At 71.3% G+C, this 23,323-nt stretch carries 23 protein-coding genes; 12 read left to right on the top strand and 11 right to left on the bottom strand.

Annotated features, from left to right (window positions below; all coding sequences use genetic code 11):
* Window positions 1-21: 21 nt before the first annotated feature.
* Complete coding sequence (locus AB0J57_RS01240) at window positions 22-420, bottom strand: 6-carboxytetrahydropterin synthase (RefSeq protein WP_366125820.1); 399 nt, start codon at window positions 418-420, stop codon at window positions 22-24.
* 88 nt (window positions 421-508) lie between these two features.
* A complete protein-coding gene (locus tag AB0J57_RS01235) occupies window positions 509-1,489 on the bottom strand; it encodes a zinc-binding alcohol dehydrogenase (RefSeq protein WP_366125819.1) in 981 nt (326 codons plus the stop codon).
* Window positions 1,490-1,617: 128 nt separating this feature from the next.
* Between AB0J57_RS01235 and AB0J57_RS01230 the strand changes: the two genes are divergently transcribed.
* Complete coding sequence (locus AB0J57_RS01230; RefSeq protein ID WP_366125818.1) at window positions 1,618-2,382, top strand: CDP-alcohol phosphatidyltransferase family protein; 765 nt, start codon at window positions 1,618-1,620, stop codon at window positions 2,380-2,382.
* Here the strand turns inward: AB0J57_RS01230 and AB0J57_RS01225 are convergent.
* Complete coding sequence (locus tag AB0J57_RS01225) at window positions 2,367-4,013, bottom strand: sulfatase (RefSeq protein ID WP_366126437.1); 1,647 nt, start codon at window positions 4,011-4,013, stop codon at window positions 2,367-2,369. The genes AB0J57_RS01230 and AB0J57_RS01225 overlap by 16 nt on opposite strands.
* Before the next feature lie 193 nt (window positions 4,014-4,206).
* Here AB0J57_RS01225 and AB0J57_RS01220 point away from each other — a divergent pair, with 193 nt between their 5' ends.
* Both AB0J57_RS01220 and AB0J57_RS01215 read left to right on the top strand, forming a co-directional pair.
* On the top strand, window positions 4,207-4,773 hold the full coding sequence (locus tag AB0J57_RS01220; protein WP_366125817.1) for a PadR family transcriptional regulator: 567 nt from the start codon (window positions 4,207-4,209) through the stop codon (window positions 4,771-4,773).
* Window positions 4,774-4,814: 41 nt separating this feature from the next.
* The gene (locus tag AB0J57_RS01215) at window positions 4,815-6,548 is read left to right on the top strand and encodes an acyl-CoA dehydrogenase family protein (protein WP_366125816.1); all 1,734 of its coding nucleotides are present in this window, start codon (window positions 4,815-4,817) and stop codon (window positions 6,546-6,548) included.
* Window positions 6,549-6,616: 68 nt separating this feature from the next.
* Here the strand turns inward: AB0J57_RS01215 and AB0J57_RS01210 are convergent, their stop codons facing one another.
* On the bottom strand, window positions 6,617-7,210 hold the full coding sequence (locus AB0J57_RS01210) for a TetR/AcrR family transcriptional regulator (RefSeq protein WP_366125815.1): 594 nt from the start codon (window positions 7,208-7,210) through the stop codon (window positions 6,617-6,619).
* Between the two features lie 138 nt (window positions 7,211-7,348).
* Between AB0J57_RS01210 and AB0J57_RS01205 the strand changes: the two genes are divergently transcribed.
* From AB0J57_RS01205 to AB0J57_RS01185, 5 genes are all read left to right on the top strand, one after another.
* A complete protein-coding gene (locus AB0J57_RS01205) occupies window positions 7,349-8,875 on the top strand; it encodes an MFS transporter (protein ID WP_366125814.1) in 1,527 nt (508 codons plus the stop codon).
* A gap of 137 nt (window positions 8,876-9,012) precedes the next feature.
* The gene (locus AB0J57_RS01200; RefSeq protein WP_366125813.1) at window positions 9,013-10,458 is read left to right on the top strand and encodes a glyceraldehyde-3-phosphate dehydrogenase; all 1,446 of its coding nucleotides are present in this window, start codon (window positions 9,013-9,015) and stop codon (window positions 10,456-10,458) included.
* A gap of 141 nt (window positions 10,459-10,599) precedes the next feature.
* A complete protein-coding gene (locus tag AB0J57_RS01195) occupies window positions 10,600-10,986 on the top strand; it encodes a VOC family protein (RefSeq protein WP_366125812.1) in 387 nt (128 codons plus the stop codon).
* Between the two features lie 97 nt (window positions 10,987-11,083).
* The gene (locus AB0J57_RS01190; protein ID WP_366125811.1) at window positions 11,084-11,593 is read left to right on the top strand and encodes a DUF664 domain-containing protein; all 510 of its coding nucleotides are present in this window, start codon (window positions 11,084-11,086) and stop codon (window positions 11,591-11,593) included.
* 80 nt (window positions 11,594-11,673) lie between these two features.
* The gene (locus tag AB0J57_RS01185) at window positions 11,674-12,387 is read left to right on the top strand and encodes a ribonuclease H (RefSeq protein ID WP_366125810.1); all 714 of its coding nucleotides are present in this window, start codon (window positions 11,674-11,676) and stop codon (window positions 12,385-12,387) included.
* Here AB0J57_RS01185 and AB0J57_RS01180 read toward each other — a convergent pair.
* Entirely contained in the window at window positions 12,377-13,111 is a 735-nt protein-coding gene (locus tag AB0J57_RS01180; RefSeq protein WP_366125809.1) for a hypothetical protein, read from the bottom strand. The genes AB0J57_RS01185 and AB0J57_RS01180 overlap by 11 nt on opposite strands.
* Window positions 13,112-13,454: 343 nt before the next feature.
* Between AB0J57_RS01180 and AB0J57_RS01175 the strand changes: the two genes are divergently transcribed.
* Window positions 13,455-14,003 (top strand): DUF4232 domain-containing protein, encoded by a 549-nt coding sequence (locus AB0J57_RS01175; RefSeq protein ID WP_366125808.1) that lies wholly within the window; start codon window positions 13,455-13,457, stop codon window positions 14,001-14,003.
* 208 nt (window positions 14,004-14,211) lie between these two features.
* Here the strand turns inward: AB0J57_RS01175 and AB0J57_RS01170 are convergent, their stop codons facing one another.
* The 5 genes from AB0J57_RS01170 to AB0J57_RS01150 form a co-directional block, all read right to left on the bottom strand.
* Window positions 14,212-15,831 carry an ADP-ribosyltransferase domain-containing protein gene (locus AB0J57_RS01170; protein ID WP_366125807.1) on the bottom strand — a complete coding sequence of 540 codons (1,620 nt, stop codon included), beginning with the start codon at window positions 15,829-15,831 and terminating at the stop codon, window positions 14,212-14,214.
* A 49-nt stretch (window positions 15,832-15,880) separates the two neighbouring features.
* Window positions 15,881-16,558: a macro domain-containing protein gene (locus AB0J57_RS01165; protein ID WP_366125806.1), complete on the bottom strand. Its 678-nt coding sequence runs from the start codon at window positions 16,556-16,558 to the stop codon at window positions 15,881-15,883.
* A 167-nt stretch (window positions 16,559-16,725) separates the two neighbouring features.
* On the bottom strand, window positions 16,726-17,139 hold the full coding sequence (locus tag AB0J57_RS01160) for an RNHCP domain-containing protein (protein WP_366125805.1): 414 nt from the start codon (window positions 17,137-17,139) through the stop codon (window positions 16,726-16,728).
* Window positions 17,140-17,166: 27 nt separating this feature from the next.
* A complete protein-coding gene (locus AB0J57_RS01155; protein WP_366125804.1) occupies window positions 17,167-17,532 on the bottom strand; it encodes an RNHCP domain-containing protein in 366 nt (121 codons plus the stop codon).
* A gap of 225 nt (window positions 17,533-17,757) precedes the next feature.
* Entirely contained in the window at window positions 17,758-18,162 is a 405-nt protein-coding gene (locus AB0J57_RS01150; RefSeq protein ID WP_366125803.1) for a DUF6336 family protein, read from the bottom strand.
* Between the two features lie 282 nt (window positions 18,163-18,444).
* Here AB0J57_RS01150 and AB0J57_RS01145 point away from each other — a divergent pair, with 282 nt between their 5' ends.
* From AB0J57_RS01145 to AB0J57_RS01135, 3 genes are all read left to right on the top strand, one after another.
* On the top strand, window positions 18,445-19,929 hold the full coding sequence (locus tag AB0J57_RS01145; protein ID WP_366125802.1) for a hypothetical protein: 1,485 nt from the start codon (window positions 18,445-18,447) through the stop codon (window positions 19,927-19,929).
* 63 nt (window positions 19,930-19,992) lie between these two features.
* Window positions 19,993-20,613 carry a DUF998 domain-containing protein gene (locus AB0J57_RS01140; RefSeq protein ID WP_366125801.1) on the top strand — a complete coding sequence of 207 codons (621 nt, stop codon included), beginning with the start codon at window positions 19,993-19,995 and terminating at the stop codon, window positions 20,611-20,613.
* A gap of 122 nt (window positions 20,614-20,735) precedes the next feature.
* Window positions 20,736-22,214: a glutamate-cysteine ligase family protein gene (locus AB0J57_RS01135; RefSeq protein WP_366125800.1), complete on the top strand. Its 1,479-nt coding sequence runs from the start codon at window positions 20,736-20,738 to the stop codon at window positions 22,212-22,214.
* Between the two features lie 55 nt (window positions 22,215-22,269).
* Here the strand turns inward: AB0J57_RS01135 and AB0J57_RS01130 are convergent, their stop codons facing one another.
* On the bottom strand, window positions 22,270-23,253 hold the full coding sequence (locus tag AB0J57_RS01130) for a LuxR family transcriptional regulator (RefSeq protein WP_366125799.1): 984 nt from the start codon (window positions 23,251-23,253) through the stop codon (window positions 22,270-22,272).
* Between the last annotated feature and the right edge of the window lie 70 nt (window positions 23,254-23,323).

Here is a 23,323-nt window from a genome sequence, read left to right as displayed (position 1 = left end):
AGGGCGTGGCCGCCTCGGGGGTCACAGGGCCCGCTCGTAACTCGCCCAGGCGATGTGCGACTCGTGCAGGGTGACCGTGATGCCGGCCAGCCCGCGCGCGCCCTCGCCCAGCGCCCCGGCGTGCACCCGGTCGGTCAGCCGGTCGGCGATGACCTTCGCCAGGTACTCCGTCGAGGTGTTGACGCCCGCGAACTCCGGCTCCTCGTCGAGGTTGCGGTAGTTGAACTCGGCCACCACGCCGCCCAGTTCCTTCGTGGCCAGCCCGATGTCGACGACGATGTTGTCGGCGTCCAGCTCGGCGCGGCGGAAGGTGGCGTCCACGAGGTACGTCGCCCCGTGCAGACGCTGCGCGGGCCCGAACACCTCCCCCCGGAAGCTGTGGGCGATCATGAGGTGCTCGCGGACTGTGACACTGAACAACGGCTGTGACCTCCCGGTCCGTCGGTACGTCTCGTGTGTGGCCGATCGCGGCCCCTGCTGATCAGTACGGTCCACGGGCCCCGAGCGTTCAGGCCCCGTCGTACCGCACCCGGTGGCACAGCCCGGGCAGGTCACCGCCCGCGATGTCGCGCAGCACCGACGGCAGTTCCGCGAAGGCGCACTCGCCCGTCACCAGGGCGTCGAAGGCGGGGTCGGAGAGCAGGTCGAGCGAGAGCGCGAGCCGGTCGGCGAAGGTCCGCCGGGAGCGCCGGGCCTCCGACACCCGCCCCACCTGACTGCCGCGCACGACCAGACGGCCGGAGTGGAACGCCTCGCCCAGCGGCAGGCTGACCCGCCGGTCCCCGTACCAGCTCAGCTCCAGCACCGTCCCCTCCGGGGCGAGGAGCTCCAGGGACCGTACGAGACCGGCCTCCGTGGCGCTCGCGTGGACGGCCAGGTCACAACCGTCCAGCGCGCCCCCGGGGAGCGCGAAGTCCACGCCCAGCGCGGCGGCCACGCCCGCCCGGGCGGGGTCGGCGTCGACGAGCTGGACGCGCACGCCGGGGAAGCGGGCGAGCAGCGCGGCGACCGAGCAGCCGATCATCCCCGCCCCCACGACCGCGATCCGGTCGCCGACCAGCGGTGCCGCGTCCCACAGGGCGTTCACCGCAGTCTCCACCGTCCCGGCCAGCACCGCCCGCGCGGCCGGGACGGAGTCCGGAACCGGCGTCACGGCGCCGGCAGGGACGACGTACCGGGTCTGGTGCGGGTAGAGGCAGAAGACGGTACGGCCGGCCAGGTGCGGCGGGCCTTCCTCGACCAGACCGACGTTGAGGTACCCGTACTTGACGGGTCCGGGGAACTCGCCGTCCTGGAACGGCGCCCGCATCGCGCGGTGCTGGCTCTCCGGGACGCCGCCGCGGAAGACGAGGCTCTCCGTGCCTCGGCTCACGCCGGAGAAGAGGGTGCGTACGACGACGTCGCCGGCGGCCGGCTCGGGCAGTGTCACGTCGCGTATCTCGCCGTGGCCGGGGGAGCGGAGCCAGAAGGCGAGCGCGGTGCGGTTCATCGGCATCTCCTGTTGAACGCTGGGGTGTCGGCGCACGTTCTGAGGGTGACGAGGCCGCGCGCACGGCAGGGGGCGGCGGCCCTTGACTCTGTCACAGGTCCGGAGGGTGTCCCGTGTCCGTGGGCGACATGTCCGATGCACGTCCCGACGCACGTCCGTTGCGTCATGAACCGGCCCTGGGTGCGGCCGCCCAGCTCGTGCTGCTGCTCCTGCTCGGTACGGTGACGGGACTGGGGCCGGTGGGATGGCTGACCGGACTGGCGTTCACGGTCGCCACCTGGGCCGTGCTCACCCGCGCCCTGAGCCGGTCCTGGCCCGGCCCCACGCCTTTCGGCCCCGCCAACGCCGTCACCCTGGCCCGGACGACGCTCGTCGGAGGGGTGACGGCATTGGTCGCGGAGCTGTTCGTGAGCCGGCCACCGGTCGTGGCCCTGATCGCGCTCACCACGGTGGCGCTGGCCCTCGACGCGGTCGACGGACAGGTCGCCCGCCGCACCGGGACGGCGACCGCGTTCGGGGCGCGCTTCGACATGGAGGCCGACGCCTTCCTCATCCTGGTGCTGAGCGTCCACGTGGCCGGGGCGATGGGCCCCTGGGTACTGGCGATCGGTGCCATGCGGTACGTCTTCGTCGCGGCCGCCCGGTTCCTGCCGTGGCTCAACGGGCCGTTGCCGCCGAGCATGGCCCGCAAGACGGTGGCCGCCGTGCAGGGCGTCGTCCTCCTGGTGGCGGCCGCCGGAATCCTGCCGCCCGTACCGGCGTACGCGGCGGTCGCGTCGGCGCTGGCGCTGCTCGTGTGGTCCTTCGCCCGGGACATCCGGTGGCTGTGGCGCGTGCGGGTCCGGCAGGCGGTGAGCCACCGCACTCCTACGGTGGCTCATCGCGGGCCGTAGGCGGTGAGGAAGCGGTCCCGGAAGGCGTCCATCCGCCACACCGGGGCGTCCGGGCCGGGCTTCAGCCCCTCCTGCCAGCCCCAGCCGGATATCCGGTCCAGTACGGCGGGGTCCCGGGCGACGACCGTGACCGGGACGTCCCGGCCGTGGCGGTCCCGGGTGACGGCCGGGACGGGCTGGTGGTCGCCGAGGAAGACCAGCACGGTGTCGTCGTCGCCGTACGTCTCCACGTACGAGATGAGGCTGCTGAGCGAGTACTCGATCGAGCGCCGGTACTCGGTGCGCACCCGGGCGGGGTCCTTCCACACCTCCGTGGGGTCCTCGCCCGCCTTCTTGACCCTCTCGTAGACCGAGCCGTCACCGATCTCGTCCCAGCCGAGCATGGTGGGGATGGGCGCCCACGGGTTGTGGCTGGAGGTGAGGATGATCTCGGCCATCAGGGGGTCGTGGCCCGCTTTGCCGTGCTCCAGGCGCTCGAACGCCGCCAGGCTGTACTGGTCGGGCACGGGCGTCCAACTGAACTTGGGGCCCCGGTACCCGAGGTGGCGTGAGTCGTAGACGTGGTCCAGGCCGTAGAACCGCCCCTCCGGCCAGGCCCGGGTGACGCCCGGCATGATGCCGACGGTCCGCCAGGCGCCCGTCCGCCGGAAGGCGCTGGTGAGGGTCAGGCGGTCGCTGGAGGTGAGGTCGCGGTAGCGCCGCTGGTTGTCGATCCACAGCCCCGACGCGAAAGTGGAGTGCGCCAGCCAGCTCCCGCCGCCCGTCGTGGGGGAGGTGAGGAACGCGCTACGGGAGGAGAACCCCGCGGCGCCCAGCCGGCGGGAGCCGTCCGCGAGCACCGCGCCGACCTCCGGCGCCATCTCCGGGTCCTCGATCGCGTTGCGGCCGTAGCTCTCGATGAAGACGAACAGCACGTCCTTGCCGCGCAGCCCGGTCAGCAGCCGGTCGCCCGGCGTGTCGCGGAAGGCGTCCACGGCGGACTCCTCGGCGAACGCCTCCCGGTCCGCCATCCCGGCGCGGACCTGCTGCACCCGGCTCCGCACGACGTCCGCCGCGCTCCCGGAGGCGACCGCAGCGCCCGAAACCTGCACGCCGAGCGCCGCGCACAGGACCCAGACGGTCCCGGCGACCAGGGTCGTCGGGGCCGTCACGGCCCTGTGCCGGACCACGACGTGGCTGAGCCGGACGACCGAGAGTGCCATGAGCACGAGCAGCACGACGACGAGGAGCCCGGCGCCGATCACGGCAGCGGTCGCACCGGCGCCGCCTATGGAGTCGCTCAGGAACGCCTCGGCGTCGTCGAACAGGACCCAGTCCAGCACGGGGTCGAACGGCCTGGCGAGCACGGAGTGGAAGCCCATGTCGAGGACGTTCAGGAGCGTCAGCACCCCCAGGACCACACCGGCCGCCACCGCCGCCACCCGCCTGGCCCTGGGCCGCAGTATGAGCAGCAGCGCGGCCCCGGCTATCGCCTCCACCGGTATGCGCGCGAACGCGCCGGGCGAGAGGCGCTCCAGCCGGTCCGGCAGCAGCAGGGCACCGGCCACCAGCACGGCGGCCAGCCCCGTACCCACGCGCGACACCACGACGCGCGACACCGCCACGCGCGGCAGCGGACGAGACGTTCCGATCGACACCCGAGGTCCTTCCGTACGAAGCCCACCGACCCGGCGGCGCCCGGCTCGCGGGCCCGGGCCGCCGTGGAAGGTACGGCCGGCCGGCCGCCGGCGTTCACGGCCGTCCCCGCGGCGCAGGGGGTGAGCCGCGTCTCACCCGGCCTGTGGCGCTTGTCTATGCAACAAGTTGCATAGAAGGATCGGGGGCATGGCGCTCGACCACGCGATCCTCGTGTCCCTGCTGGAGAAACCGGGCTCCGGCTATGAGCTGGCCCGGCGGTTCGAGCGGTCCATCGGCTACTTCTGGACCGCCACCCACCAGCAGATCTACCGCGTGCTCAAGCGGATGGAGAGCGACGGCTGGATCGATGTCCGCGAGGTCCCGCAGCAGGGCCGCCCGGACAAGAAGGAGTACTCCGTCGCCCCCCTCGGGCGGGCCGCCCTCTCCGCCTGGCTGCACGAGCCGATCGAACCCGAGAGCGTCCGGCACGACCTCGCCGTGAAGATCCGTGGCGCGGCCTTCGACGACCCGGCCGCCCTCATCCGCGAGGTCGAGCGGTACCAGCGGGTCCACACCGAGCGGCTCGCGCACTACCTCGCGGGGGAGCGGCGGGACTTCACGGGACCGGAGGCGCCGCGCGCACCCGGACCGCCCGACGCGGGGCGCGAGCTCCAGCACGTGGTGCTGCGCGGTGGCATCGCGTACGAGCGGATGACGCTCGCCTGGCTCGACGACGTACTCGCCACCCTCCGCCGGCTCGCTGCCGATCTCTGAACCACCCTCACGCACACCCCTCTCCGGAAAGGCGGACACCCATGGCCGACCCGCTGCTGTTCAACCCGCGCACCTACGACCCGGCGCACTTCGACCCCGAGACGCGCAGGCTGCTGCGCGCCACCGTCGACTGGTTCGAGGCGCGCGGCAAGCGCAAGCTGATCGAGGACTACCGCTCCCGCGCCTGGCTCGCGGACTTCCTCGACTTCTCCGCCAAGGAGGGCCTGTTCGCGACCTTCCTCACCCCCGCCTCCGCCGCCGGGGAGCAGTCCGGCGGCCAGCAGGACAAGCGCTGGGACACGGCCCGGATCGCGGCACTCAACGAGATCTTCGGCTTCTACGGGCTCGACTACTGGTACGCCTGGCAGGTCACCATCCTCGGCCTCGGCCCGGTGTGGCAGAGCGACAACGCCGCCGCCCGCGCCCGCGCGGCCGAACTCCTCGCGGAGGGTGAGGTGTTCGCCTTCGGCCTCTCCGAGAAGGCCCACGGCGCCGACATCTACTCCACCGACATGCTGCTGGAGCCCGACGGCGACGGCGGCTTCCGCGCCACCGGCTCCAAGTACTACATCGGCAACGGCAACGCCGCCGGGCTGGTCTCCGTCTTCGGCCGCCGCACCGACGTCGAGGGCCCGGACGGTTACGTCTTCTTCGCCGCCGACAGCCGTCACCCGGCGTACCACCTCGTCAAGAACGTAGTCGACTCCTCCAAGTACGTCAGCGAGTTCCGCCTGGAGGACTACCCCGTCGCCCCCGAGGACGTCCTGCACACCGGCCGCGCCGCCTTCGACGCCGCCCTCAACACCGTCAACGTCGGCAAGTTCAACCTCTGCACCGCCTCGATCGGCATCTGCGAGCACGCGATGTACGAGGCCGTCACCCACGCCCACAACCGCATCCTCTACGGCCGGCCGGTCACCGCCTTCCCGCACGTGCGCCGCGAGCTGACCGACGCGTACGTCCGCCTCGTCGGCATGAAGCTGTTCAGCGACCGCGCCGTCGACTACTTCCGCTCCGCCGGCCCCGACGACCGCCGCTACCTGCTCTTCAACCCGATGACGAAGATGAAGGTGACCACGGAGGGCGAGAAGGTCATCGACCTGATGTGGGACGTCATCGCCGCCAAGGGCTTCGAGAAGGACAACTACTTCGCCCAGGCCGCCGTCGAGATCCGCGGCCTGCCGAAGCTGGAGGGCACGGTCCACGTCAACCTCGCGCTGATCCTCAAGTTCATGCGCAACCACCTGCTGAACCCGGCCGAGTACGAGCCCGTCCCCACCCGCCTCGACGCGGCCGACGACGACTTCCTCTTCCGCCAGGGCCCGGCCCGCGGCCTGGGCTCCGTACGCTTCCACGACTGGCGTCCCGCCTTCGACGCGTACACCCACCTGCCCAACGTCGCCCGCTTCCGTGAGCAGGCCGACGCCCTGTGCGAGTTCGTCACGACGGCCGCGCCCGACGAGGAGCAGAGCCGTGACCTCGACCTCCTGCTCGCAGTGGGCCAGCTCTTCGCGCTCGTCGTCCACGGCCAGTTGATCCTGGAGCAGGCGCGCCTCACCGGCCTCGACCAGGACGTGCTGGACGAGCTGTTCGCCGTCCTCGTCCGTGACTTCTCCGCCCACGCCGTCGAACTGCACGGCAAGGACTCCGCCACGGAGCAGCAGCAGCTCTGGTCGCTGGGCGCGGTCCGCCGCCCGGTCGTCGACGAGGCCCGCTCGGCCCGGGTCTGGGAGCGCGTCGAGGCACTGTCCGGCGCGTACGAGATGGCGCCGTAACACCACACCACCCGTACCCACCGCGGCGGGGGCGTCGAACCGACGCCCCCCGCCGCGGTGTCGTGTTTTCAGGCCTCCGTGGCGGGCTTCCGGAGCAGGGACGACAACGTGCGGTCGAGGACGTCCGGAACGTCCTTGGCCTTGAGGCGGCGGGCGCCGGCCTCGGCCGCGGCGGCGTGGAGCAGGCTGTAGAAGGTGGTCACCAGCCAGCTCATCGGCAGGTCGGAACGGAACACCCCTTCCTCCTGACCGCGCGCCAGGATCCGCTCCACCCGTACGAGGACCTTCTCGTGGTGCTTGCGGCGCCGGGCCGGTGTGATGACGCCCTCGGAGGCGGACAGCAGGAACGCGTGCCGCTCCAGGATGCGCCAGCTCGACCGCACCAATCGGGAGAACGCCTCGTCGGCCGGGCCCTCGTCGAGGTGCCGGCCCTGGAGCACGGCGTCCGCCTGTTCGACCGAATGCGCGAGCACCGCGTCCAGCAGGGCCTCCCGGGACGGGAAGTGCGCGTACAGGGTGACGCGGCTGACACCGGCCGCGGTGGCCACCGCGGTCATGCTGACGTGCGGGTCCCGGACGAAGCAGTCGAGAGCGGCGGCCACGATCGTCGCGATGCTGCGCTCCGCGTCGGCGCGGCGGACCTTCTGGTGCGGCGTGGGCATGGGGCGAGCGTATGCCACCCCTCCGCCATGGTCCACGCCGGCCGGCGCAGCCGCTAATTTGAACAATGCTGTTCAATTTCAGCGGCGGATGCCCTACTGTCAAACCTTGACAACACTGTTCAGGTTAAGGGGGCTCGGGTGAGTTCGGAGATTCACACCCACGCGGAGCGCGGGCAGGGGCACGGGCAGGGGCACCACGGTGATGTGCCCGCGGGTCCGCCGGACCCGCGACGCTGGCTGGTCCTGGCGTTGTTGTGCACCGCGCAGTTCATGCTGATCGTCGATGTGACCGTGGTGAACGTGGCGCTGCCCACGATCGGTGCGGAACTCTCGCTCGGCGCCGGAGCGCTGACCTGGGTCGTCACCGCGTACACCCTGTTCTTCGGGAGTCTGCTGCTCCTCGGCGGGCGGGTCGGTGACCTGCTCGGCCGCCGGCGCGTGTTCCTGGCCGGCCTGGCCCTGTTCACCGTCGCGTCGCTGGTGTCCGGACTGGCCGAGAGCGGCGGTGTGCTGATCGCCGCCCGCGCCGCCCAGGGAGTGGGCGCGGCGGTCATGTCACCGGCGGCGATGGCCCTGGTCATGTCGGTGTTCCACGGCCCGGAGCGGCACCGCGCCCTCGGGGTGTGGGCCGCGATCGGTGGCACGGGTGCCGCCTTCGGCGTCCTCCTCGGCGGCGTCCTCGTCTCCGGCCCGGGCTGGGAGTGGGTGTTCTACATCAACGTCCCGATCGGTGTCCTGGTGCTGGCCGCCGTCCCGGCCCTGCTCAAGGAGCGGCCGGCGGGACACGGGGGTGGTCATGGGGCCGGGCATGGGCAAGAGGCCGGCCGTACGCCGGGTGCGGACATCCCCGGCGCGCTGACGATGACCGCGACTCCCGCCCTGCTCATCTACGGCCTGGTCCAGGCCCGGGACCACGGGTTCGGCGCCGCGTCCGCCTGGCTGCCGCTCGTCGGGGCGCTGTTCGGAGCGGTGCTGTTCGTCGTGGCCGAGCGGTCGGTGGCCGCACCGCTGGTGCGGCTGCCGTTCCTCGCGCGTCGCTCCCTGCTGGGTGGCTGTCTGGTGATGCTCGCCGCGTCGGGCGTCCTGATCTCGGCGTTCTTCCTGTGCTCCTTCTACCTCCAGCACGTGCTCGGCTTCTCCGCGCTGAAGACGGGACTCGTCTTCCTCCCGGTCGCGGCGGTCACCACCGTGGGCGCCCACCTCGGCTCGCGGGCCGTCGCGCGACTGGGCTGGCGGTGGACGGCCGGTGGCGCGCTCGGTCTCGCGGCGGCCGGTGCGCTGCTGCTGACGGGGCTGGAGCGGGACGGCGACGCGTGGACCCAGGTGCTGCCCGGCTTCCTGCTGTTGGCCTTCGGCCTGGGCGCGGGCTTCGTCTGTGCCGTCACCAGTGCCGTGCACGGCGTGGGGCACGCGGACGCGGGGCTCGCCTCCGGGCTGGTGAACACCGGCCACGAGCTGGGTGCCGCCCTCGGTATCGCGGTCGTGGCGGCGGTCGCCGGTGCGAGCCTGGAGGGCGGCGGTGGAGCGGGCGTGCCGCCGGTCGGCGGGTTCGGCGCCGCCTTCGCCACCTGCGCGGTCATCTGCGCCGCGGTCGCCGTCGCCGGCCCGGCCCTGCTGCCCAAGGGCCGCCCGGACCCATCGGCGGGCCCGGTGTTCGCCCACTGATGCGAGGGTGAAACCGGTCCAAAACCGGCGCAAAACCGTACAAATTCATGCGTCCGCGCGCTCAAGTGGGGCCGTTTGAACGATCAAAATAGTGGGGGGTTAGCATATGAGCACCGCCTAGCTCGAAAGATGAACCTGTGACTGTCAATGAGGACTCGTTCACTAGCTGGAAAAACCGCGAGGAGATCGCGGAGTCGATGATCCCGATCATCGGGAAGCTGCAGCGGGAGCGGGACGTCACGGTCCTGCTCCACAGCCGCTCCTTGGTGAACAAGTCGGTGGTAAGCATCCTCAAGACCCACCGATTCGCCCGGCAGATCGCCGGTGAGGAGCTCTCGGTCACCGAGACGATGCCGTTCCTCCAGGCCCTCACCGCGCTCGACCTCGGCCCTTCCCAGATCGACATCGGCATGCTCGCGGCCACGTACAAGGCCGACGACCGCGGTCTGACGGTGGAGGAGTTCACCGCCGAGGCCGTCGCCGGCGCCACCGGTGCCAACAAGATCGAGCGCCGCGAGGCGCGTGACGTCGTCCTCTACGGCTTCGGCCGCATCGGCCGCCTCGTCGCCCGCCTCCTCATCGAGAAGGCCGGCTCCGGCAACGGCCTCCGGCTGCGCGCCATCGTCGTCCGCCAGGGCGGCGAGCAGGACATCGTCAAGCGCGCCTCGCTGCTGCGCCGCGACTCCATCCACGGCCAGTTCCAGGGCACGATCACCGTCGACGAGGCGAAGAGCACCATCATCGCCAACGGCAACGAGATCAAGGTGATCTACGCGGGCGACCCGTCGGAGGTCGACTACACGGCGTACGGCATCAAGGACGCCATCCTCATCGACAACACCGGCAAGTGGCGCGACCGCGAGGGCCTGTCGAAGCACCTGCGCCCCGGCATCGACAAGGTGGTCCTGACCGCCCCGGGCAAGGGCGACGTTCCCAACATCGTCCACGGCGTCAACCACGACACCATCAAGCCGGACGAGCAGATCCTGTCCTGCGCGTCCTGCACCACCAACGCCATCGTCCCGCCGCTGAAGGCGATGGACGACGAGTACGGTGTGCTGCGCGGCCACGTGGAGACCGTCCACTCGTTCACCAACGACCAGAACCTGCTGGACAACTACCACAAGGCCGACCGCCGCGGCCGCTCGGCGCCGCTCAACATGGTGATCACCGAGACCGGTGCCGCCTCCGCCGTCGCCAAGGCGCTGCCGGACCTCAAGGCGCCGATCACCGGCAGCTCCATCCGCGTCCCGGTGCCGGACGTCTCGATCGCGATCCTCAGCCTCCGGCTCGGCCGCGAGACCAGCCGCCAGGAGGTCCTCGACTACCTCCGCAACGTCTCGCTGACGTCCCCGCTGAAGCGCCAGATCGACTTCACCACGGCCCCCGACGCGGTGTCGAGCGACTTCATCGGCTCGCGCCACGCCTCGATCGTGGACGCCGGCGCCACCAAGGTCGACGGTGACAACGCGATCCTCTACCTGTGGTACGACAACGAGTTCGGCTACTCCTGCCAGGTCATCCGTGTCGTCCAGCACGTGTCCGGGGTGGAGTACCCGACCTACCCGGCCCCGGCGGTCTGACGACCCCGCGTACCGGTTCGTCCTCCAGGGGCGTCCGACGGTGACCACACCGCCCGGACGCCCCTGAGGCATGTCATCCACCGGTCATGGTCCTATAACGTGATCATCGGATGGACCGAACCTACTGGAGGGGGTGGCCCCGTGAGGGTCAAGGATTTCGATCACCTGGTGCTCAACGTGGAGGACGTCGAGCGGTCGCTGGAGTTCTACTGCGGACCTCTCGGCCTGGAGCCCGTCCGGGTCGAGGAGTGGCGGGCCGGCAAGGTCCCGTTCCCGTCCGTGCGGGTCAGCCCCACGATGATCATCGACCTGTTCCGGCGTCCGCGCGGCGAATCCAACGTGGACCACATCTGCCTGGTGGTCGACCCGCTGGACTGGCAGGAGGTCATCGACTCGGGTGAGTTCACCGTGCTGGAGGGGCCGGTCGGCCGCTTCGGCGCACGCGGGAACGCCCAGTCGATCTATGTGCAGGACCCCGACGGCAACACCGTCGAACTGCGCTGGTACCCGGAGGACGCCGAGGCCTGAGCCTCTTGATGCCACACGGCCGCTCACAGGCGCCCGCGCGGGGCCTGTGAGCGTGTCGGGCGGCGGCATGGGACGGCCGCGGGGTTCACTGCTGCGTATGAACGCCGCAGATGTGCTCGCAGACGCCTTCGGACGCGTCCGGGAAGTGGTCCACGAGGCGGTCGAGGGAATCGGCGTGGAGGACCTGCACACCCGGCTCGACCCGGGCGCCAACTCCATCGCCTGGCTGGTCTGGCACCTCACCCGGATCCAGGACGACCACGTGGCCGACGTCGCCGGCCGGGAACAGGTGTGGACGGCCGAGGACTGGGCCGGCCGCTTCTCCCTGCCCTTCCCCACCGATGCGACCGGGTACGGCCACACGAGCAAGCAGGTCGCCGCACTCCGGGTGGACTCGCCCGCCTTGCTGCTCGGCTACTTCGACGCCGTCCACGACGTGACCGTGGACTACGTCACCGGACTGCGCGGCACGGCACTCAACCGGATCGTGGACGAGTCGTGGTCGCCGCCGGTGACCCTGGGCGTCCGGCTCGTCAGCGTCATCGCCGACGACCTCCAGCACGCCGGACAGGCCGCCTTCATCCGTGGCTGCCTCGAACGCCGCTGAGCACGGCCACGTTGCGGCCCGGCACCGGTCGGCCCGGCCCGCCGGGCTGTACACCCCCGCGCGTAAGGCATGATCGGGGGATGTCCGATCGCATCATCGCCGCCTGTGACGGGGCGGCCAAGGGAAATCCCGGCCCGGCCGGCTGGGCGTGGGTCATCGCCGACGCGGAGGGCCGCCCCCAACGCTGGGAGGCCGGACCGCTGGGCCGCGCCACCAACAACGTGGGCGAACTCACCGCCCTGCGTTCCCTGTTGGAGGCCCTCACCCCCGGAACCTCCGTCGAGGTGCGCATGGACTCCCAGTACGCCATGAAGGCCGTGACGCAGTGGCTGCCGAACTGGAAGCGCAACGGCTGGAAGACGGCGGCCGGCAAGCCCGTCGCCAACCAGGAACTGGTGCGGCGCATCGACGCCCTGCTGGCCGAGCGGGACGTGGAGTTCCGCTACGTCCCCGCCCACCGTGAGGACGGCGACCACCTGAACGCCATCGCCGACCAGGCCGCCAGCGACGCGGCCGCCACCCAGCAGGCCGCCGGCACCGCGCTGGGCGCCACGCACATGCCGGTACCCGCGCCCCAGCGCACCGCTCCGGCCGCCCGCCACAAGCCCCGTGGCGCGACCGGCGAGCGGCGGCCTGCCGGAACGGCGACGGGCGGCGCGCCGCGGACCATCAAGGCGAAGTACCGCGGCACCTGTCCGTGCGGCCGGCCGTACGCCGCCGGAGACCCGATCACCAAACTGGACACGCGCTGGGGTCACCCCGACTGCCGCGCCACGGTGCCGGTCAGCCCGTAGAGTCCCACGCCGTCAGGAGTCCCTCCAGCCACGCGGGCGGGAGTTCGGCGGCGTCCCACTCCTCCCGCAGCTCCGACGACGCCGCGCCGGCGAGCCGCTCCAGTACGGCGACGCTGGTGGGGGAGTGGACGAGCGAGTAGCGGCCGTGGATCGCGATCGTGCTGCCCGGGCCGTACCGGGCGTACAGCCGCTCCAGGCGTACGCGGTTGGCCGAGGCGAACTCCGCGAGCCGCCCCGGGTATCCGGCCCGTTCCCGGGAGGTCATGGTGCCGAGGACGGCGGTCAGCACCTGCTCGGAGACCTCGGGGTCCAGGTCGGAGACGGTGGTGAACGACAGGTAGAGCGGCGTGACCGCCACCTTCGCCCGCTCCACCTGCATCCTCCTGACCGGAGGGCGGGCGTCCGGAGAGGGAGCCGACACATCCGCCCCGACGGCCTGCCGCAGCGCGCGTGCGGCCAGACCGGCGAGTTCGTCGGTGACGGCCTGGGTGCCGTCGAGCCAGCCGGACTCGTAGAGCGCGCCCTTACCGCCGGGCGCGCTCCGCCCGATACCGCTCAGCTCCTGGTGCGCCAGGGCGAGGGCACCGGCTTCGACGAGCCCGACCAGCTCCTCCGTGTCGCCGGAGAAGACCCCCGCCCGGCCCAGGAGCTGCCGGAGCGTCTGCTTGGCGTTGAGGACGCTGACCGCGTCCAGATGCTGCCGTCCTTCTGCGGCGGCGTTCATGGTCCTCCTACCTCATCGCATGGGTGCGGCGCCGCGTACGCCGACCGCTTCGTTCGAGGGTTCAACGCTCGGTGACCGTGCTGAGCTCCCCTTCAGGTGGCACACCCTCTCACGTGGCGCACACCGTGCCCGGAACGCCGGCGCCGGCGGCAGTGAGCCGTACCGGCCGGCCGGCGCATCCTCGTGCGCACGCCCCGGTGGACGCTCCCGCCCCGTGCGGACGTCCTCGTGCGGATGTGCGATTCGATGTGATCATGGATACTCGTATCTGGTGACGCCGGCATGTGCCACGGCGGCGGCGTGCCGGCGCGCCCGCCGCAATCCCCTACGCTGGAGGTGGACCATGGCACGACTGTCTGCCCGCAGGGCCGCCCTCCTGGTCGCCGGCCTGATGGCCGCGAGCCTGACCCCCGCCCCCGCCATCGCGGCGAGCCCAGCCGCGGCCGGACAGCCAGGTCCGTGCAAGGCGCGCGCCCTGGCGCCGTCCTGGGCTCCCGGTGGGACCGCCAAGCCCGGAGGCGTTCCGGGCGAGCAGGTGACCGCCGTGGTGGCGCTGAAGAACACCGGGTCCCGCGCGTGCACCGTCCACGGCTACCCCAAGGTGGTCCTGAAGATGGGCACGGAGACGGCCGGAGTGCAGACCGAGACCTTCCGCGAGCAGACGTCGGTCCGGCCCAAGCCCGTCACCCTGGCGCCCGGTGCTTCCGCCCGGTTCACCCTCACCTTCCTCTCGGCGAAGGAGAGCGAGGAGAACGTCATCGTCCCCGGGGTCGCCGAGATCACTCCCCCCAAGGGCAAGACCTCGAAGCAACTCAAGTGGCACTGGGGCCCGGTCCTGCGCCAGGAAGCAGCCACCCACCCGGGCAACTTCGTCGGCCCCGTGACCAAGTGACGGCGCGGCGGCCGCGCCCCGTCATGGGACGCGGCCGCCGATTCGGCGGTGACGGTCAGGCGCACCGGCCGGTCGGCGCCCGCGGAGATGCGCACATCAGCCCGCGATGGGACCGCCTCAGCCGCGCGGCGGATACGCGTCGTGCCGACGGCCGCTCAGCAGCCGTGCCGGTCCCCGGAGTGACGGTCGCTCAGGGGCCGGTGCCTGCTCAGGACACCAGGGGCTGCTCTTCCAGTTCGGTCAGCCTCACGGTGCACAGGCCGCCGCGCTCGGCCTTCACGTCCGTCACCTTGAGCTGTGTGCCCGGCATGAGGAGGAACTCCTCCTCGCCGGTGAACGCCGAGAAACTCCGGATTCCCACCGCCCGGGCGGGCACCACCTCGAAGAGCGTCCGCTTGCCGCGGCTGCCGAGGAACGCCCGGGCCACACTGAGCTCGGACGTGCACGAGGACACGCCCCACCAGGTCACGGTCCGTCCGAGCGGGTACTGCGCCCGCAGGTCCAGCGAGACCCCGCGCCACAACGGCTCCCTGCGAGCGGGAAGCCCCGACACCGCCGCGAACAGCAGCCGCAGATACGGGAGGTACGGGACGAGCTTCGACCGGTCCGGGGAGCGCAGGATGGCGTTGATCTCGCGGTAGAAGGCGGACTCACAGGTGTAGAGATAAAGGGCGGCGATGGCATCGGCGGACAGGCCGTTGCCGGCCGCTTCGTCCGCCCGCCTCTTGCCGAATTCGTGCGACAGCTCGACGTGCCGGTCGAGACCGGACAGCAGTCCGGCGACCGGGGAGACGGCGTCGCGGAAATCCATGAGGGGCGTGTCGAACACACCGGTGATCGCGGGGAGGGAAAGCCCCTCGTCTTTGACGCTCGCGAGCCGTTCGAGGTAAAGCTGGTGCAGCTCCATGGTGGACGCGATGAACGCGCCCATGCGTTCGGCGACATCGCCGTCCGCCCCGTCGCCCTGCGCCCCGAGCTCGTTCCACCCCTTGCTCGGCAGCCAGTCGATCTCATCGGCGCCCAGCGACGCGAGGGCCTCGTTCACCACTCCGAAATGGTCGCCATCGCAGAATATGTCGCCCTGTGCCGCGGGGTTGGGGTGGTCGATATGGCGGACCTCAACCTCGGGATACTTCTTCTGGAGCTGGAGGACGATCTTCTTCAAGTTGCGCGCGTGCGCCCCCCACCAGGCGAAGACGACGCCACGGTCCTCCTCGTCGGCGTTCTGCTTCGCCTTGAGGATCTCCTCGACGATCCGCTCAGCGACCGGACGCCAGAACGCGGTGTGCGGGTCGGCTCCCCTCGGCCCGGCACTGCTGGCGGTGAGGGCCGCGTTCAGCAGCAGGACGCCCTGCGTGAGCATCGCCTGGAACCATTCCGGCGGCTGGACGGTGTCCTGTTCCTTCAACAGCGCGCGGATGTCGGCGATCGGGGTCTTCTTGGGAATCCCGTACTTCCACATCGCCGCGGCCTTGATGATGCAGCGGATGCTGACGACCCTGCCGAACTGGCTGTCCTTCCAGTCGTGGAAGGTGTTGTCGAACATGGCGATGCCGGTGGCGCTTTCGGGCCTCGGGTAAGGATTCTGGCCGAAGACCACGACCTTCCACTTGTGCGGCGGGTTGGGCTTGAGCGCCTGAAAGGTCAGTTCGCGGACGGGCACGACGTCCTGGCCACGGCCCGGGCCGATGAACGCGGCCGCGTCCGGCTGCGCCTCGATGACGGGCTTGAGCAGCGGAAGCCACGGTTCACCGCCGCCCTTGAACAACTCGGTCAGGGCCAACGGGTCGTTGGGGTCGGCCTGGGCCGGGATGTTGGCATCGCTCATGGTGGAAGCACTCCGAATTCAGGAATTGTCGAACCGTACTGATGGGGCGTCAACGACGTGCCGTGCGGCGCTCGGGCGGCGCGATGCGTATGCGCTTGTCGGCGGGGGCGCTCTCGATGTCGTCGAGCTGCGCGACGATCGTGCTGCGCAGGTCGTCGTCGCTCTCGAAGGAGTAGTCGTTGAACAACGTGTAGCCCGTCCACATCAGGTTGGCGCACACCCGTGCCGGTACGCGGCCGGTCCTGGCGCCCATGCCGACCAGTGCCACCGATTCGATGCTGCCCGGCACTCGCGTGTTCTGCCGGTGGATCGCCTGGAACGCGGCGGCGCACGCCAGGGCCACATTCAGGGTCTCGCTCACGTTCTGCGAGGACTGTTCCATGGTCGGCGTCGAGATCAGGAACTTCGGGTTGACCGCCCCGGACGGTACGCACACCGCGCTTCCCACCGGGAGACTTCCGGCGAACCGGTCACGGATGGCCCGCTGTACACGCAGTTGGATGCCCGCTCCCAGGTACCGCTTGATCGCCGCGTCGACCCCACCGTCCATGCGGCCCCGGGAGTTGGTCGGGCTGACCCAGGCATCGACCTTCTCGTCGAGGATCGAGCCCTTGCGGATCTCGATGCCCGGGGTGTCGGCGAACGCCGCCCGCCACGCCTGCACCACGTTCGAGTTGGTGTCGGTCAGTACCACCCTGAGCTGCGACGTCATACGGTTCACGGTCATCAGTCCACTCCCATCGAGCAACGGCTGTTCCATCGCTCACGACGCTATCGGCCACCACTGACAACGGCCCTCAGGGCGCGGTCTCGTGACGTGACGTCACAGCGTGAGGGTCTGCTGACGGTGGCCGCCGGAAGGGAGTGGGGACCCCTCCGGCGGCCGGCAACCCCTCAGAGGGCGAGCAGGAGGCGGTGCCCCGCGCCCGTCATCGTCCGGAGTGGTCTGACCGCGAGGCGCATCAGCGCCAGGGCGTTGTCGTCGCCCGCGACGCGGTTGGCGCTGAGTTCCCCGCAGGCCAGACAGCGATGGATGATGACCCATTCGCCGTCGGGGCGTACGGACATGCTCAGCGCCTCCATGCGCCCGCGGCACGACGCGGCACGGTCTCCCGGCACGCGCCGGTCCACGTGCAGGCTCACCAGGCAGTGCGGGCAGTGGTTGCGGTGGGCGGTGCCCGGGGCGTCCAGCGGTACGTCGAGCCGGCAGCCGACGCACCGGAAGTCACGGGCGCGGTGCCGGCCCTGCCCGTGCAGCACGTCCTTGTGCCGCTGCGGGCGCCGGGCGGAGGGTTTGCGGCGTGGCATTCGTCGTCTCCTTCCCTGGCCGGCCGGTCAGAGACTGCCGAACGACTCGAGCGGGAACGGCGGCTGGGCGAGGGGACGTACGGCCATGCGCATCAGGATGAGCTGGTTGTCGTCCGGGCAGACCGGGTTCGACGTCAGCTCGTCACACCGCACGCAGCGGTGGACGACCGTCCAGTCACCGGTGCGCAGCACGGCGATGGAGATCGGGGTCATCCGGCCGTGGCACTCGCTGCGGCCGCCCTCGACATGGTCCATGACGTGCTGGGAGTGCAGACACGACGGGCAGTGGTTGCGCCGTGTGCCGTCGGCGGCGAACGTGGCGACGGTCAGGCCGCACCACGCGCAGGTGAAGGTGTCGATCTTCAGGGTGTGGTGCGTGTTGGGGTGGGACACCCGGGAGGCTCCTTGCTGAGAGAACAGTCATGACAGCAAGAGCAGGCCGAGCGTTCCTCGACGAGAGACGGAGTTACGCGGTACGACGAGGCGCGCTCGGCGCGGGCCGGGTCATAAAACACCCTCTCCAGGGCACAGGTGGCCCGGTGACGTTTCCGATGATGCGGTGAGCAGCGTAACGACGCCTCCCTGACCGATGCCACCGGATTTCACCGGGCACGACCGTCAGTCGCCGTAGAGCAAGGTGCCGTACCCGGCTCCGTCCACGAGGTGGTACAGCCCAACGGCGCCGGGGAACAGCACGAGCGCCAGCACACCGAGGCGCACCATGACCGGGGCCGCGACGGTGAGGCTGTCCGACTGGCCCTTGATGGTGCGCCAGTCGCGGCAGCGCCGGATGTCACCCCCGCAGGCCCACCAGAAGAAGAGGCCGAACAGGATGGCGGTCCCCGCCAAGGAGGCGGCGAACCCGGCGACGACGGCGAGGAACGTCATCCGGTCGTGGTGGTCGGCGACGAACAACGAGGCGACCCCGAGCAGGGGAACGGCGGCGAGCCCGTACAGGGCCCCGCGCGCCACCACGTCCCGGAACCGGAGAAGGGGCTGGGTGATCTGGTCCTCGGCACTCATGCGCCGCACGGTAACCCAGCCCCTTGGGCGTTCTTCAACGACCCCTCCGACCCCTCTCCCGGAACCGGTTGGCCGTCGTCTTCAGCCCGTTCTGCGGGAGCGGTCGTCAACGCGCCAAGTGCCTCGGCGGATCGGCCAACTTCCGTGCGGGGACCGGGGGTAGGCACTGCGCCCGTCCGCTGCCATGCCATGATCCTCCCTGCTGTTACCGGCAAGTAGGAAGAAGTCGGTGACAGCGACCACCCCCCTCACGCACACCGCACATCGCCGGAGGACACCCCCGTGCGCACTCACACCAGGAGACTCCTGGTCCCCACGCTGCTCTCGCTCGCCCTGGCGGCGGGCGGATGCTCCGCCACACCGGGCAGCACCGCCACCACCCCCGGAGCGGCATCCGCCGCCACCCCGGCCGCGGCACCCGCCGCCGTGGGGGAGGGCAGCGAACGGCTCGACGTCACACCGGCGCCCCAGGACACGCCCACTGCCGTGGCGCGACCGGCGTCCAACGGCGGCACCGGCAGCACCGGCACCCACCGGAGCACCTTCAAGGTCGCCCGCTACGACGAGCGGAACCGGCACGCGGTCATCGCCACCCCGCCGGACGCCTCACGCGACGCCTCGCCGAACCCGAACCCGAAGCCGCAACCGAAGCCGACCCCCACCCCGACCCCGACCCCCACCCCCACCCCAGCCCCGCCCGTCAGGACAGGCGACGTCATCGCCAGCGCCCCCGCGCCCGGCGCCCCCAACGGCCTCCTCGCCGAGGTGACGAAGGTCGTACGCACCACGGACCACGGCACCGAGGTCGCCACCAAACCCGCGACGCTCAGCGCGCTGCTCGCCGACGACAAGGCCGACGGGCGGATACCCGTGGACCCGGCCACCGTCGACGTCGAGCCCCTCGTCAAGGGCGTGACGTTCTCCTGGGCCAAGCCCGACGGCATCCGCTTCGGCCCCAAGGGGGCGAAGGTGCCCGTCGGCCAACTCCGCCTCGACGTCGGCACCTCGCTCGCCACCGCCGCCGACGCGCCCGTCTCGGCCGCCGCCTCCGTCTCCGGCTTCGTCCAGCTCGCCCCCGAGGTGGAGTTCTCCTACGACGGCAGCGCCCACGGACAGGCGGGCAGGCCCGGACCCGGCTCGGCGTTCCTCGGCATGTCGGGCGACTGGTCCGCCCAGTGGACGCTGAAGGGCCGCGCGGCCGCCCGGACGTCCCAGCGCATCCCCTTCGCCAAACTGCACGCCGACCCGGTGATCCAGGTCGGTCCCGTGCCCGTCGTGGTCAACCTCGACCTCACCGTCTACCTCCAGGTCGAGGCCGACGGCCGCGTCACCCTCGATGTGCGGCAGGACGTCAAGGGCGACTTCCGCGTCGGCGGCGGCTACACACCCGGCAAGGGGTGGGCCCCGGTCAGCACCTCCGACGTGACGAGCACCCCCGTCACGGCCACGGTCACGGCAGCCGGTCGGGCGAGGACGGCCCTGGGGGCCGAGGCGTCCGTCGGCCTGTACGGCATGGCGGGCCTCACCGCCGACTTCGCCCCGTACCTGCGTGCCGAGGGCGAGGTCCGCGCCTCCGCCTCCACCTCCACGGGCGGCACCGCGGACGTGACAGGTGCCTGGGCGCTGCACGGCGGCTTCGACCTGAGCGGCAGCCTCCAGCTCCAGCTCTCGGTCTTCGGCACGCCCGTCTTCCACAAGCGCATCCCGCTGGGCAGCCTCCACCGCGAATGGCCCCTTGCGAGCGGGCGGGTCAAGCGGTCCGTCTGACCGGCACGGGAGCCGCCTGCGTGTGCACGGGGGAGGAATGATGGGGTGTTTTATGGTGGCCTGATGGGAGTTGTGCCGAGATGGGCCTTGCTTTCGTCGGGGTGCGCGCCCGTCCTGCTGGTCGGAGGCTGGGCCATCGCGGCGCACATCGAGGGACCCGCCTACGATCCGGTCACCCAGACGATCAGCGTGCTGGCGGCGTACGGGGCCGCGGGATTCTGGGTGATGACCGGAGCGCTGCTCGCCCTGGGCGCCTGCCACCTCCTGACCGCCTGGGCGCTACGAGCGGCCGCGCTCCCCGGACGTGTGGCGCTGGGTTGCGGTGGCTTGTCGGCGTTCGGTGTGGTTCTGCTCCCGGCCCCGAGCAGCGGGGGTTCCCTGCGCCATGGTTCGGTCGCCGCGGTCGGCTTCGCCCTCATGGCGGTGTGGCCCCTGCTGGCCGCCGATCGCGGCGGGGCCGCACCGTGGGCGCTGCGGCCCGTGGCGTCGATGGTGGCGACCGCTGTGATGCTGGCCGGGGCGGTCTGGTTCGTGATCGAAATGCGTCAGCAGGGTGCCGCGGGCGTCGCGGAACGTCTGGTGACGTTCCTTCAGTCCCTCTGGCCCTTCGTCGTCGTCACCTCCTGCCTCCGCCACTCCGGCAGAGACGGCCCGCCGTACTGGCCGGGCGCGGCAGACGGTTAATCACCCTCTCGTCCGGCCGCCGCCGGCCTCAGTGGTTGGGGCGCCCGGGGAGTGGGACGCTGAAGGTGGGAATCGTGCCGAGGAGAGGCCGAGGAGACGCCGAGGAGACTCGGGAGGGCCGGATGGGCCGCGACGTTCCGGCGATGGTCTTCACCCGTGACGACCGTCGCCAGTTCCGGAACAAGATGCACAGGTGCCTCGATGTGTTCGCACGGATGCTGCGGGAGTCGCGGTTCGACTTCGAGCGGCCGCAGGTCGGTCTGGAGATCGAGCTGAACCTCGTGGACGACGCCGCCCGGCCCGCCATGCGCAGCGCGGACGTCCTGGAGGCGATCGCGGACCCCTCCTGGTCCAGCGAGCTGGGCCGGTTCAACCTGGAGATCAACATCGCTCCCCGGCGGCTCACCGCGGGCGGGCCGGACTCCTGGGAGCAGGAGATCCGGGCCGCGCTCAATCACGCCGAGGAGAAGGCCGCGGCGATCGGCGCCCATCTGATCATGATCGGGATCCTCCCGACGCTGGAGCTCGAGGACGTCGGTCTGGCGGCACTGTCCGAGAACCCGCGGTACCACCTGCTCAACGAGCAGATCTTCGCCGCACGGGGCGAGGACCTGCTGATCGCCATGGACGGGGTCGAGCGGCTGCGGACCTACGCGGACACGATCACACCGGAGGCGGCGTGCACCAGCGCCCAGTTCCACCTCCAGGTCTCCCCGGACGAGTTCGCGGACTACTGGAACGCCGCCCAGGCCGTCGCCGGCGTGCAGGTGGCCCTGGCGGCGAACTCCCCGTTCCTGTTCGGCAAGGAGCTGTGGCGTGAGACGCGTATCCCGCTGTTCGAGCAGGCCACCGACACCCGGCCGGACGAGATCAAGGTGCAGGGAGTGCGGCCCCGGGTGTGGTTCGGCGAGCGGTGGATCACCACCGTCTTCGATCTCTTCGAGGAGAACGTCCGCTACTTCCCGGCGCTGCTGCCGCTGTGCGACGACGAGGACCCGCACGAGACGATCGACCGCGGCGGAATCCCCGGACTGGCCGAGCTCACCCTCCACAACGGGACGATCTACCGCTGGAACCGGCCGGTCTACGCCGTCGTCGACGGCGTACCGCACCTGCGGGTGGAGAACCGCGTCCTGCCCGCGGGGCCCACGGTGGCCGACGTACTGGCGAACGGTGCCTTCTACTACGGACTGACCCGCGCCCTGGTCGACGAGGACCGGCCCGTCTGGTCCCGGATGTCGTTCTCGGTCGCGGAGGACAACCTGCACGCGGCGGCGCGGCACGGGATCGACGCGCAGCTCTACTGGCCGGGCATGGGCGAGGTCCCCGCGCCGGAGCTGGTGCTGCGGCGCCTGCTGCCGCTGGCCCACCGCGGGCTGGAGGCGTCGGGCATGGACGCGGCCTGGCGGGAGCCGCTGCTGGGCATCATCGAGCAGCGGTGCGTCACCGGCCGCAACGGAGCGGTGTGGCAGTCGGAGACGGTCCACCACATCCACGACACCGCCCACGGGGGCCGGCACCAGGCGTTGCAGCGGATGACCCGGCAGTACATCGACTACATGCACCTGAACGCTCCGGTGCACACCTGGCCGGTCGAGTAGGCCCCCTCCACGGGACCCCTTCCAGGGGACCTCTTCCCCGGGACCGGCGCGCCGGTCACAGCCATCCGCTCCGCTGCGCCTGCAAGGCCATCTGGAACCGGTTCGCGGCGCCCAGCCGGGCCATCAGGACCTGGAGGCGGCGGAACAGCGTACGGCGGCTGATGCCCATCTCCCGGGCGATGACGTCGTCGCTCGCACCGCCCGCGAGAAGCCACAGCAGGCGGCGGTCGGCGGGAGCCAGGCCACCCGGGCGGGCGGTGTGGCCGTGGAACGGCAGTGCGTTCTGCCAGGACTGCTCGAACAGTGCCACCAGCGCGGAGAGCAGCCCGCACGGCTGCACGACCAGCATGCTGTTGTGCACGTCGGCCTCCTTGATCGACAGCGACACGAGCGCGTACGCCTCGTCGATGATCACGAGCTTGACCGGCACCGACGGCAGCACCCTGGCGTGCTCGCCGGCCTCGATGCACGGTTCGATGGCCTCCTTCAGGTGGCCCGGATGTTCCAGCGACGCCCGCGAGTACACGACACGCTGCGTCACACCACGGGCGAGCGTGGCCAGCGCGTCGTCCGTGGCGCCGGGCAGGGGGAAGTACGGCGGCGACTCGAACTGCCGGATCTGTTCGCGGGCGCTGGCCCACGCGTGGCGCATCCTGGGGCCGACGGCGTCCCCGGTGACGACCTCGACGAGGTTGTCGTTGTACGCGGCGAGCCGCTGCCGCCGGAACGACTCGAACGCGCCCCCCACCGCGATCCGCGACTCCTCGAGCTCGGCCGCCCGGTGCCGGGCGAGGATCTCCAGCCCCGCGGTGGGCGGCACCGGAGCCACCACGTCCCCGCCCTCACCGGCGGCACTGGCCAGACCGGCGTCGACCAGTTCGCCGTACGCCGTGGCCAGCTCCGTACCGCCCAGACCGGCCGCCGTCCCGATCGAGCTCAGCGGAGCGGGCGCCAGCTCCAGCAGCGCCAGATAGACCCGGCGCGCGGTCTCACCGATGCCCAGAAGCCGCAGGGCCTCGTCGAGTCTCCCGTTCGTCATGCGTCGCATTATCGACCGACCCCGCCAGGGCGTGGCCGATCCGTGCCAGTGGCACTGCTCGGCCCCCAGC

Origin of the sequence: Streptomyces sp. NPDC049837, assembly GCF_040674455.1 — a bacterium.
In the GTDB taxonomy this organism is placed as follows: domain Bacteria; phylum Actinomycetota; class Actinomycetes; order Streptomycetales; family Streptomycetaceae; genus Streptomyces.
Note: the sequence above shows the minus strand (reverse complement) of the source record. Positions and strands in the feature narration are given on the sequence as shown.